The organism is Apibacter sp. B2966 (assembly GCF_011082485.1).
In the GTDB taxonomy this organism is placed as follows: domain Bacteria; phylum Bacteroidota; class Bacteroidia; order Flavobacteriales; family Weeksellaceae; genus Apibacter.
The window spans coordinates 867,780-879,864 of record NZ_CP049714.1; the positions used below are offsets into that span (position 1 = coordinate 867,780).

Here is a 12,085-nt window from a genome sequence, read left to right on the forward strand (position 1 = left end):
TCTGCTCTTTTTTATATACACAGAGTTTTATGTTCTTTGAAATTGATGAATTATAACAGTATCAAACACTAAAAATTTTTAAGCCGACTTAATGATAGTTTTTTCATGAAAACCATATATTACAAATAAATTAAAGTATTTATACTATTATGTAAATGCGGATGCGTATAAAACATCTTATTCAATTATTTAGAATGCAGTAAATTTTAATTGATCTTTAACTTCTTATTTGATTTATTTTTATTTGCCTAATACCTTTTTTCCTTTTTCCACATAACTCATATCTCCAAAAGATTCAATCGTAAACTTTCCGTCTTTGTAAATTACCTTGGAAACTGCTGCATTTCCCATATGTGTACCTGTTATTTTTTTACCGCTACTGTCTAAATCTGAAAGAAAAACGCTAATTGCCATTCCATGAGCGACTAATAATATGTTTCCTCCTCCTGATAAAGCCTCTTTTTCTGCTATTTCACGAATGGCTTTCTGTCCTCTCGCTTTAACATCTTCATAATTTTCTCCTATTCCTAAGGTTTCTAACGTTTTAAATGTGTTCATGGCTTTCTTTAATATTTCAGGATTTTTTGCCATATCGGCAAAAAGTTCTTTTGATGATTTATAGTGTAAGTAGAGAGCCGCATCCCCCCACATTTTCGAGTTTAAATCACCTTCGTAGCTACCAAAATTGGTTTCCCTTAGTTGAGGTACTTCTGTTATTGCTAATTTTTCTTGACCTTTAGTATCTAAGACTATACGAGCTGTTTGTCTGGCCCGTCCTAAGTCACTGGAATAAGCTGCTTTAAAATTTACATCTTTAATTCCTTCCCCTAGAAACTTAGCCACTTCCACTCCTTCGGGTGTTAAAGGGGTGTCTGCCCAACCTTGCACTCTATCCATGGTATTCAATATAGTCTTACCATGGCGGGTAACATATAAGATTACCGTCTTATCTTGTTTCGATGCTTTTTTATTTTGCCCATAAACTTGTGGGTTAATTGATACGGTCAATAGCATGAAAACTATCAACTTAACGTTTAGTAGTACAGAGTTTTTCATTTATTTACATTTTATTTATTTAATTATTAAAATACAACACCACCGGATAATGATCTGAATAGAGATCAGTAAATTCATCTTTGATTACATCACATTTTATAAGATCTTTTTTCATATTTCCGCTAACATAGAGATAATCATATCTTACCGGAGATTTAGATTGATCATAAAATAATTTTGTTGGCGCGGTCGCTTCAAATTCAGGATGGAATAAACGAAGTGCATCTATAAATCCAAAATCAAGTATTTTTTGCTGGATAGTATAATCTAACTCGTTGTCTTTACCTAAATTCAAATTATACGGTCTTTTCTTTCTGTCTTCCCGTATAAAATTTCTGAGTTTATTATCTTTATATGCACTTTTATCCAATGGAGAAACTGAATTTAAATCCCCCATAAACAACCATTTATCATTAGATGGTTTGGATTGGATGGTAGCTAAAATTTGATCCACTTCATAACCTCTTTTCTCAGATGAAAATGGGTGAAAATGAGTAACTATAAAATGATATCCTTCAATTTCAGCTTCTATACATCCATGAATATTATTATCTAATACCCGATGAACATTTACAATCGGATATTTTGAAGTTATAGCCACCGGAAAAGTTACAGAGCCATCGGTAGAAGGTTCTCTGACAATAACACAATAAGGGTGACCATAACTTTCAGCTAATTTTCTTAAATTTTTTGGATTCGCTCCTTCAGGGGCAAACTCATAAATTCCTGCAGTAAATCCATTCATTTCCTGCAAGGCCAAAATATCCGGATCTTGTTTACGAATCCATTCAGCAAATTTGGATTTATCTTTGGTTGAGTCCTGTTTCATTCCCCAGTATACATTATAGCTAATCAACTTTATTATTTTCTTTTTGGTAATGCCTTGTGCATGAATATGGCCTAAAGGAATTAGAAGAAATAAAAAGAAAACCAACCTATATTTAAAATAAATCCAATACTTGCTCATTTTTTATTTTTTAAAATTTAAACTTAGTTTTAAATTCCAGGGTAAAAGGTCGGATGTAAGTTCCTGCTACCGGTTTATTATAGTAAGGAGTGGGATCTATAGCTGTATTAGTTCCAGATATAGAGCCTTGTGCTCCACTTTGATTTAATAAGTTAACCGCACTAACTCCAAAACTCAGGTTACTGTTGTATTTAAAATCTATACCCGCAAATGTTTCCCATCTTCCTGCAAAAAACAATGAATTGGTATAATTTGCATATTCTTTACTGAAATATCGCGCACTTCCCCAAAATTTAAATTTCTTCCAATTATAGCTTGGATCTAATTCTATTATGGTTTTTGATACGCTTCTTGCTATATTCCCATCGTAATCATATTTTACATCATACGCTTCAAATTTGTAATTTTTGTATTCGGGATTTTGTAGGGTAAGTAACATATGAAATTGAAAATTTTTAAATGGTGTAACCAAAGCATCGGTTGTCCATCCTATGGTTTTAACATCATAGCTAATAGTTTTTTTCATGTAATCGGTTGGATCTTTTGGATTGGTAAAAGTGGAATTATTTGTAAAATTACTTCTCTGAATGTAAGTAACTTTAGATACTACTCTTACCAAAGCATGGTTAAAGTATACTCCTAAAGAAGCTCCGGGTATTTTTGACTTTTTAATTCCCGGGTCGTCTGCACCTGCATAACTACTTAACTTTCCACCTAATTCACCATAGGTTGCTTCTCCTTGAAGTCCAAATGAAGGGATGATTTTCCATAGTGCATTGACTGTAAAAGTTTTATTAATCCAATCTTTTTTAACTTTTGTTTTATTTCCTGATACCCAATTTGTTCCGGCTAATTTTCTATCTTCTCCTTTATACCATTCTCCGTTAATATTTTGCCATTCTAATCTCACACCTCCTCCCACTTGTATTTTATCGGAAGGCGTCCATTTTTCAGTACCATACACAGCCATTTTGTTTTCTCCACCGGTATAGTATTGCATAGCGCCGTTATGATTATATCCTCCGAATTCGTCTGAACCTTTTCTTGGCGTCCAAGTGCCAGTAAGTGGATCGTAATTTTCTTGAATTAACAGTGACGGATTTGGAGTCACTTCATGGTAATAGGAATAAGAAGCTGTATTATAATTGTTTATGTGGTAATACCATTCATTAAATCCGATATTCCAATTGTGTTTAGACGTTTTTTTGCTTAATTCCACGCGACTCATATAAGTATTGAATGGAGCTCGGGGGGTGAAAAGCATTAAAACCGATTGTACTTTTCCATTATAAATGTTATCGGAACCTACATAACGGAAACGTGTCTTACCTTCAACCGGATTACTTATGGATGAATAGTACGGATTAAAATATCCGGATTCAGCATATTGATATCTAAAAATATAATCCAGCTTCATCCCATTTGTAAGGCTATTTTTTCCGATGATATCGAAAATATGATTTTCTCCTCCACTTCCTTTCATTATATCTCGAGTAGCATATTCTCCTGAAAGCGGATCTATATAATGCACCAATCCGGATTTTTCCAGATAGGAATCTCTGCCTAATTTGAATCCTTCTACTGCATCTACTTTTCCATTGGAACGATAGTAATAAGGATTTTGTTTAGTTGTTATTGCTTGTGAGCTGATAAATTTATATTGTACTCCAATTTCACCTTTTCCGTCATTATATTTTTTATTTATAAATACTTTATAAATTTGAGTTTTATCTAAAAATTGAGAAAAGGCTGATGTAAATGTTCCGGGATCCATATTAGCATAAGCACTAACCGAATAATAAAATCCGTTTTTCATCGGTCCGCTTACATTAAAGCTTCCTCTTAATAATCCGTAAGAATTGGTGACAAATTCACCTTTACCTTGTAATTTATCTGTTCCTTTATTGGTATAAGTATTTACTGATACTCCTACATCCCCTACGCTTATAGCGGTCTTTGCAACATCTAATACGTCCATCTTTTCAAAACTGGAATCTGACCTCCAGGCCCTCACGGGCATTTGTACGACGTAGTCCATCACAACCGGTAACCCATTTTCTAAAATAGTAGTACCTCCCACACTTGCCGGTAAACCAATGTTTACATTTCTTGGCCCGTTATCGGCTGAGGCATTTAACATCACGGATGTGTTCTGATCTTTTTTCAAATCTGTTTTAGTTTTTAAACTATCAGATTTATTCTCTTGTGCCTGTATCAAATTCATAGTAGAAACAATCATAATAGCACTAAGAGACTTAACTGCTCTTCTCATACTTAATTAATCTTTTTGTGGTTTTAGTTTAATTATGACTTTATATTTTATATCATTATAATTTTGTTTTTTTATTTATAGCATATCATTAATCAAAACTTATATTTATTTTTTTATACCGTATTTTGCGGTCCTAGAATCTTTGATAACACCTTTCCAATCTAAACCAAAACCAAAATTATAGACATTCCCTTCGCTGTCTTGATGACATTCCATATCAAAAGGAATATCTTCTTTCTGTTTTTCAACCGTGTTCATATTTGCAGGCATTTGAAGGGGTAATAATCCGGAGGGTTCGTATTTCCCGGAAATAATATCCATTATGGCTTGTTCTCCAATTCCAAATCTTGCTATTATCCCATCCACTCTAGATTCAAATTCATTAAAAATCATAGGACGATTGATATTTACTACTACTATGACCGGTTTATTTCCCATTTGACTTTTAGTAGTTAATATGGTAGATAGATCGGATGAATTGGAAACGGTCACTGTTTTATCTTTATAACTTCGATCTTTAATTGAAGGGTCTATTACGGGGTCTCCTGCGGCTATACTGTGCTCACGCGCATTTGTAGCTGTATAGCTGTTATATTGTAAGGAGATGGGAACGTATCCATTCCCTCCATTATTTCTATCGGCTATATCATATCCCCCTCCATCGTTGTTAGTTTGAGGGCTTGAAACAAAGACTATGGAAAAATCTGCTTTTTCAGGATCTTCTGTAACATGATAATATTTCTTAACTAACTCGATATTAACCGAATAATCTAATTTTGGTTCAGACCATTTTCCCCACCAATCTTTTATGGAAGGTTGATAGTTTTTTGGTATATATACCGTTTTTTTATCTTTTATAGGTAGTATATGTTTTTTATTTTTAAGCAATACCACTGATTTTATTTGTGCTTCATAACCCGCTTGCATAAATTCAGGATTTCCAACTGTTTTAACGCTTTGCTCAACGTTTAAATACGGATTTTCAAACAATCCCAGCCTGAAAATATTTTTTAATAATCGAATTCCTGATTGCTCAAAACGATTTCTCATATATTTATTCCCGTATTCCTTTACTCCCATTTTGTAGGCTTCTAATATGGGTTGCATAATATTGTTGCCTCCAAATTGATCCATTCCGGCCATTAAGGCAATATAATGTCTTTGAGCTATCGTTTTATTTTCCACTCCCCAAGGCTTACCTTTAAATTCATCCGGAGTTTTACCCTCATTGGCTGTTATCAGCCAATCTGTACATAATACCCCATCATACCCAAATTTATCTCTAAGTAAATCGGTAATGATATATTTATTGAAGCCATTTGCATAATTACTTCCGTCTTTTGATTGATTATATGAAATGGTGTAATAAGGCATAACTGCTGAAGCTTTGGAAGTTTTTCCATTGAGTTTAAAGGCTCCGTTAACAAAAGGGCTCATGTGTGTATCAAAATTATTTCCGGGATATACCGCATATTTTCCAAACGCCCAATGCGCATCTCTTCCGCCCTCTTCCGGTCCTCCACCCGGCCAGTGTTTAACCATTGTATTAACACTTTTATATCCCCATCCGTCTGCAATTTCATCTTTACCAAAAGAAGTTTGGAAACCATCTATATAGGCCCTGGCCATATCTGTAGTTAGTTCCGGGCTTTCTCCAAATGTCATGTAGATTCTATACCATCGGGGTTCTGTACCTAAATCTATTTGAGGAGATAAAGCTGTAGTTATTCCTAAAGCTCTATATTCTTGTGCAGCTATATTACCAAATTTTTGTACAAGTGACGGATCAAATGTTGCTCCTAAGCCTAACCCATCCGGCCAAAGTGATATGGCGCCTCCTGCTCCTGCATTAAATTCAGATTTTATATTTCCGGTAACTTGGTCAGAATGTCGGGGATCTGAACTTGTATTTCCCGGAATTCCTAATCCCAACCCCTCCACGTATGCTTGCATTTGATTATTCCATCGTGCTGCAACTTCAGGGCTTTGAACCGAAGTTATTAATATATGTCTTAAATTATCCTTTTGCAGAAATTTTTTCTGTGCGTCTGATAGTTCCCAAGGTTGTGCTCCACTGGCAGAAAAGATTTTTCCATTATAGGTTCCAGATGCAAATCCACTATCGTTTGAAGGTATAGCTTGATGATTACTATAAAGCATTAATCCTGCGATCTGTTCCAAGGACATTTTTTGAACTAAATCTTTAGCCCTTTCATCTGCGGATAATCTCCAATCTTCATATTTATCAAGTTTTCCGTTTCTATTAAGGTCTTTGAATTTCAAACCGTCAACAGTTATAATTTTTACACCTGATAATGGGGAATATCCTAAATTGACTCCATTTCCATTATCGATTAAAATAAATTCTTTTTGCTGCGCTTTTGAAAAAAAAAGAGACAAGATTGTTAAAGTAGTAAAAATCTTTCTTCTCATATATGTAGTTTTTAATTTATTTTTTATAAAAATTACTATAAACATGTAAGTTTAACGTGTTTATACAAATATAAATTAAATATCCTATTATAGTATAAATTATCAAAGAGACGTAAGCTCACCTTAAATAATTATACATTTAAATATATCATTATCATATAATTAACAATATTGTAATTGATTAATATCATATTTAGAAATGACTAATTTTATCTAATATTAAGGTTAAAATGGTGTTTTTGATCCTTGGAAACCTTACCATTTCATTTACTTATTTGAAGTAAATGTTAATTTTTTAACAAAATTTTAATTTCTCTTTATTTTAATGACTGAACAGGGTATCCATAAATTTAATACATATAAAATTAAATTTATTTTATTTTTTATACCTAATCGTATGATTTAAATCAACTATTGATAAATATTTACTGTTTCAATGATATCTTTTATTAATTTTAGTCTGTAAAGAGATAGTTAAACTATTTCAAACATTAGTATATATATTTATCAGTTGTAATAAATTGAACACTTTAACCATTACTAATAAGATAATTTTACCAACATTTATTGAATATTTATTTTTATTATAAATATTTTTATTTTGTACTTTTGAAACATAACTAAAATTAAAAACAAAAAATATGATTCTTCTAGCAGATTCAGGTGCTACTAAAGCCGATTGGATAGCCATTGATAATAATGGCAATCGTATATTCTCAACACAAACTAAAGGTTTAAGTCCCGAAGCCATAAATAAAGAGGAAATGATCAAAAGATTAAATGAACGTTTTGACATTTACCAAAATAAACCCGCTGTAAAAAAAATATTTTTTTATGGGGCAGGATGTGGAACTGATAATATGAAAGATATTGTAAGAAATGCTTTAACAGAATCTTTTCCTAATGCTGAAGAAATTGTGGTTGAAGAAGATACCTATGGAGCCGTTTATGCAACCACGCCTCCGGGAACTCAAGCCATAGTATGTATCTTAGGTACCGGATCCAATTGCAGTTATTATGACGGTGAACTTTTACATCAAAAAGTTTTATCTCTAGGATATCTTTTAATGGATGATTGCAGCGGTAATAAATTAGGAGCAGATTTGATTCGTGCCTATAATTTCAAAACTCTTCCTCATGAATTATCAATAAAATTGTCGAAAGAATATAATATGGATATAGATTTTATAAAAGAAAATCTATACAAAAAACCTAATCCCAATGCATATCTAGCCACATTTGCTAAATTTATTATTCAAAACAAAGATCATGAATTTATCCAGCAAATCATTGATAAACAAATTCAAACCTTTATCGATTTATATATAAAACAATACGATAATTGTACTCAAGTCCCAATCAATTTTAATGGTTCTATCGGTTTTTATTTGAAAGATGAATTAGAGAAAAAATTATCTGAAAATGGAATGAAATTAGGTATAGCTTTACGAAGACCTATTGATGGTCTGATTGACTATATCTGTACTCATAGACTTACTTAAAATTTGAATTTTAATTGGTTTAAAAGGAATGAGTATGTCATTCCTTTTTTCTTTTTGGGTAGCTAGATTTTAAAATTAATTTTATTTTTGTTTAGTATTAAACTATAAAAATGTCTAAAACAATTATAATTACAGGAACCTCATCCGGCGTGGGATTGGCATTGGGAAATTATTTATTTCAGAAGGGTTACAACGTATACGGTTTGAGTCGTTCAATACCTAAAAATGCTAAATTTACTACTATTCCAACTGATATAACTAATGAAAAAGAAGTTGATGATGCATTAGATCAAATTCTTGCTAAAAATTCAACCATTGATCTGTTAATCAATAATGCAGGAAAAGGTATGGTCGGGCCTGTTGAAAACGCTAAAAAAAATGAAATTATAGATTTATTTACCCTAAATATTGTAGCACCCTCTTATCTGATTTCAAAGGTTTTACCAATTATGCGTAAAAGTAATAAAGGTAAAATTTTTAATATATCATCGATTGGAAGTGAAATGGGTTTACCATTCAGAGGTTTTTACTCCGGTTCTAAATCTGCATTAGACATGATTACAGAATCGTTACGTTATGAATTAAAAAATTCGGGTATTGAAGTTTGTACAGTAAATTTAGGTGATATACGAACAGATATAGCAGCTCATAGGATTAAAAGTGATATTTCGGTTGACTATGTTAAAGTTTTTGATAAGGTATATGATCATATGAATGCGGATGTTTCAAATGGTCTAGCCCCCGAAACTATTGCTCCCTTTATTGAAAAATTATTTACTCAAAAAAATAAATTAAAACCCCATTATTATTTTGGTACAACTATCCAAAAATTATCTATTTGGGTTAAAACCATAATTCCACAATTGTGGTTTGAAAAAATTATAGCTAAATATTCGGGTTTATAACAAAAAAAACCTCTTTAAAAGAGGTTTTTTGTACTCAATTTATAATTATTTAGCTGAAGCACGTAGCATCCATGCCATAGATTCGTGCTGTTCCATAACTCCGGTTAAAAAATCACTGGTTCCATCATCTTTATTTTTGTCAGCAGTTGGTATGAATTCTGCTCGGATCAAACGGATGATCGTTTCATGATCCTGACATAATTCTACCAATATAGTCTTTTCGTCATCTACTTCTTCCCCGTCATGTTCCAGTAAGTCTACCACTGCACTGAATTGTTTAAATGATCCCAGCGCATAATGACCTAATTTCCTTATCCTTTCTGCCACTTCGTCAATAATTTCCGCAATTTCTTTATATTGCTCTTCTAATAATAAATGTATAGATCTGAAATGTGGACCTTCTACATTCCAATGAAATTTTCTGGTTTTCGTATAAAGAAAATATTCATTGGCTAACAATCTGTTTAGTGCATCGGACACTAATTGTTTATTTTCTTCACTAAGCCCTATGTTGGCTTCTATGTGCCTTACTTTTTCAGACACAGGTTTTTTGGTTTTTGTTTTCAAAATAAATTTATGTTATATAGGTTTTTCGTACTCTATAATAAATAATTGATTATTGTAACCTTTTCAATCTAAACAATAATTGTTGAATGGCTTCTTGATAATCATCAAAAATGGATAATGCATAGTCATCAACAAATAATTCTCTACCGTCTTGTAGTAACAGATAAAAATTCTCACAATGTTTAATAATATCTTTAGGCGTAGGAGTTTCTTTGATAGTTACTTCAATATCTCCAAATTGAGCATAGGCTGTTTCAACCAAGCGGTCAATTACATCTAAAACTGAATCAATAGCCTGATCTAAAGCAATATGTGTTGCATAACTTCCTTTGCCGGTTACTTGCCAATGATATAGTTTTAAACTGCTGTTATATGAAAAAATTTCACCAAAAAATTTACCTAATTTTTTGTTTTTTGAAGAGTCGTTGTAAGTGCTTTTCACTACGTTTTGTTCTTTGATCATAATTTTAAATTTTTAGTCTTCTATTTATTAATATTTGATTTGTACTTATAAAATGCAAATATCAGACCTAAAGCGTTTAACTCTATATTATTTTAAAATCCTATGATAAAGCTGTAATTTGTTTTTTATAGTAAACTGTAAACTTTTGAATTTTATGAATAAAAAAAGATCGTCTGATGAGACGATCTTTTTTTTATTTAAACAGATATAAAATTATCTCATTTTTTTATAGGCATTTATCAGCCCATTAGTTGATGAATCATGTGTGGTTATTTCTTGATCTCCTGATAATTCAGGCAGCACTTTGTTAGCCAATTGTTTGCCTAATTCTACGCCCCATTGATCGAAACTGAAAATATTCCAGATAACTCCTTGTACAAATATTTTTTGCTCATATATAGCAATTAATTTTCCTAGTAATTTAGGTGTTAGAATTTTATACAAAAAGGAATTGGTTGGACGATTTCCTTCAAATATTTTATATGGTTTTAATTTATTAATTTCCTCTTCATTTTTTCCCTGATCTTTTAATTCTTTATAAACTACTTCTTCTGTTTTACCAAAAGCTAAAGCTTCTGTTTGAGCGAAAAAGTTGGATATAAGTTTTTCATGATGATCTGAGACTTTATTTAGTGTTTGGGCACCTGCAAAAAAATCACAAGGAATAAGTTTTGTTCCTTGATGTATCAATTGATAAAATGCATGTTGTCCATTGGTTCCCGGTTCTCCGAAAATTATTGGTCCGGTCTGATAATCAACTTTTTTACCGCTTCGGTCTATATATTTACCATTGGATTCCATATCTCCTTGTTGAAAATAGGCTGCAAACCGGTGTAAATATTGTTCATAGGGAAGTAAAGCAACATCTTCCGCGCCAAAAAAGTTATTATACCAAATACCTAATAGGGCTAAAATTACCGGTATGTTTTTATTTAGTTCCGTATTTCTAAAATGTAAATCAATTTCATTTCCTCCTTCTAATAATTCGGTAAAATTGTCATATCCGACAGCTAAACATATGCTCAGTCCAATAGCTGACCAAATAGAATATCTTCCACCTACCCAATCCCAAAATTCAAACATATTGTCTTGGTTGATTCCAAATTTTGTTACGGCTTCTTGATTGGTTGATAGGGCGACAAAATGTTTAGCTACTTCAGATTCTAATTTTGCTGATTTTAAAAACCAATCCTTTGCTGTTTGAGCATTGGTCATAGTTTCTTGAGTAGTAAATGTTTTAGATGCCACAATAAACATTGTTGTTTCCGGATTTAACGGTTTCAATGTTTCTACTATGTGAGTTCCATCAATATTGGATACAAAATGTAAATTGAGTCTGGTTTTATAATATTTTAGCCCTTCTACAACCATTAAAGGTCCTAAGTCAGAACCACCAATACCAATATTAACCACATCAGTAATTGCTTTTCCTGAATATCCTTTCCATTCGCCCGAAATTACTGATTCAGAAAATTTTTGCATTTGCGAAAGGACTTTGTTTATCTTAGGCATTACATCTTCTCCATCAACTATAACCGGTGTATTTTTTCGATTTCTTAATGCTGTGTGTAAAACTGCTCTATTTTCTGTCTCATTAATTTTATCGCCACTAAACTGCTTTTCAATAGCTTCTTTAACTTGGGTTTCCTCAGCCAGTTGAATTAATAATTTCAATGTTTTTTCTTCTATTCTGTTTTTAGAATAATCAAAAAGAATATCATTAAATTGTATTGAAAATTTATCAAATCTTTGAGGATCTTCTTTAAACCATTGACGAAGGTGTTTATCTTTTATTTGGTCGTAATGTTCTTTTAATAATTGCCATGCGCGGGTTTCTGTTGGATTAATCTTAGATAATGCCATAATACTTTTATTAATTAGTAAATACTAGCAAATTTACTTATTTATCACATGTAATCA

Annotated in this window: 9 protein-coding genes; 2 read left to right on the plus strand and 7 right to left on the minus strand. The window is 31.8% G+C overall.

The window, feature by feature from the left end:
• Positions 1-240: 240 nt before the first annotated feature.
• The 4 genes from G8C43_RS03685 to G8C43_RS03700 all read right to left on the minus strand — a co-directional run bounded on the left by G8C43_RS03685 (position 241) and on the right by G8C43_RS03700 (position 6,728).
• Positions 241-1,056, minus strand: a complete 816-nt coding sequence (locus tag G8C43_RS03685; RefSeq protein WP_160542002.1) for a histidine phosphatase family protein — start codon at positions 1,054-1,056, stop codon at positions 241-243.
• A 19-nt stretch (positions 1,057-1,075) separates the two neighbouring features.
• Positions 1,076-2,023, minus strand: coding sequence for an endonuclease/exonuclease/phosphatase family protein (locus G8C43_RS03690; protein ID WP_166004263.1), 948 nt, complete (start codon positions 2,021-2,023; stop codon positions 1,076-1,078).
• 10 nt (positions 2,024-2,033) lie between these two features.
• Complete coding sequence (locus G8C43_RS03695; RefSeq protein ID WP_166004266.1) at positions 2,034-4,295, minus strand: TonB-dependent receptor; 2,262 nt, start codon at positions 4,293-4,295, stop codon at positions 2,034-2,036.
• A gap of 105 nt (positions 4,296-4,400) precedes the next feature.
• Entirely contained in the window at positions 4,401-6,728 is a 2,328-nt protein-coding gene (locus G8C43_RS03700) for a glycoside hydrolase family 3 protein (protein WP_166004268.1), read from the minus strand.
• Positions 6,729-7,369: 641 nt separating this feature from the next.
• Here G8C43_RS03700 and G8C43_RS03705 point away from each other — a divergent pair.
• Both G8C43_RS03705 and G8C43_RS03710 read left to right on the plus strand, forming a co-directional pair.
• Complete coding sequence (locus tag G8C43_RS03705; RefSeq protein WP_160541998.1) at positions 7,370-8,230, plus strand: N-acetylglucosamine kinase; 861 nt, start codon at positions 7,370-7,372, stop codon at positions 8,228-8,230.
• A gap of 110 nt (positions 8,231-8,340) precedes the next feature.
• A complete protein-coding gene (locus G8C43_RS03710; protein ID WP_166004270.1) occupies positions 8,341-9,135 on the plus strand; it encodes an SDR family NAD(P)-dependent oxidoreductase in 795 nt (264 codons plus the stop codon).
• Positions 9,136-9,180: 45 nt separating this feature from the next.
• On the opposite strand, the gene G8C43_RS03715 is transcribed toward G8C43_RS03710, so the two are convergent.
• The 3 genes from G8C43_RS03715 to pgi all read right to left on the minus strand — a co-directional run bounded on the left by G8C43_RS03715 (position 9,181) and on the right by pgi (position 12,028).
• Positions 9,181-9,702: a Dps family protein gene (locus tag G8C43_RS03715; RefSeq protein WP_185149979.1), complete on the minus strand. Its 522-nt coding sequence runs from the start codon at positions 9,700-9,702 to the stop codon at positions 9,181-9,183.
• A 49-nt stretch (positions 9,703-9,751) separates the two neighbouring features.
• Positions 9,752-10,165 (minus strand): hypothetical protein, encoded by a 414-nt coding sequence (locus G8C43_RS03720; protein ID WP_185150282.1) that lies wholly within the window; start codon positions 10,163-10,165, stop codon positions 9,752-9,754.
• Positions 10,166-10,378: 213 nt separating this feature from the next.
• Positions 10,379-12,028, minus strand: a complete 1,650-nt coding sequence (gene pgi / locus G8C43_RS03725; RefSeq protein ID WP_166004272.1) for a glucose-6-phosphate isomerase — start codon at positions 12,026-12,028, stop codon at positions 10,379-10,381.
• Positions 12,029-12,085: the final 57 nt, after the last annotated feature.

Excerpts from the sequence above, each read along its gene's own strand:
- G8C43_RS03685 (WP_160542002.1), bottom strand. The coding sequence starts at position 1,056 with ATGAAAAACTCTGTACTACTAAACGTTAAGTTGATAGTTTTCATGCTA.
- G8C43_RS03690 (WP_166004263.1), bottom strand. The coding sequence starts at position 2,023 with ATGAGCAAGTATTGGATTTATTTTAAATATAGGTTGGTTTTCTTTTTA.
- G8C43_RS03695 (WP_166004266.1), bottom strand. The coding sequence starts at position 4,295 with ATGAGAAGAGCAGTTAAGTCTCTTAGTGCTATTATGATTGTTTCTACT.
- G8C43_RS03700 (WP_166004268.1), bottom strand. The coding sequence starts at position 6,728 with ATGAGAAGAAAGATTTTTACTACTTTAACAATCTTGTCTCTTTTTTTT.
- G8C43_RS03705 (WP_160541998.1), top strand. The coding sequence starts at position 7,370 with ATGATTCTTCTAGCAGATTCAGGTGCTACTAAAGCCGATTGGATAGCC.
- G8C43_RS03710 (WP_166004270.1), top strand. The coding sequence starts at position 8,341 with ATGTCTAAAACAATTATAATTACAGGAACCTCATCCGGCGTGGGATTG.
- G8C43_RS03720 (WP_185150282.1), bottom strand. The coding sequence starts at position 10,165 with ATGATCAAAGAACAAAACGTAGTGAAAAGCACTTACAACGACTCTTCA.
- pgi (WP_166004272.1), bottom strand. The coding sequence starts at position 12,028 with ATGGCATTATCTAAGATTAATCCAACAGAAACCCGCGCATGGCAATTA.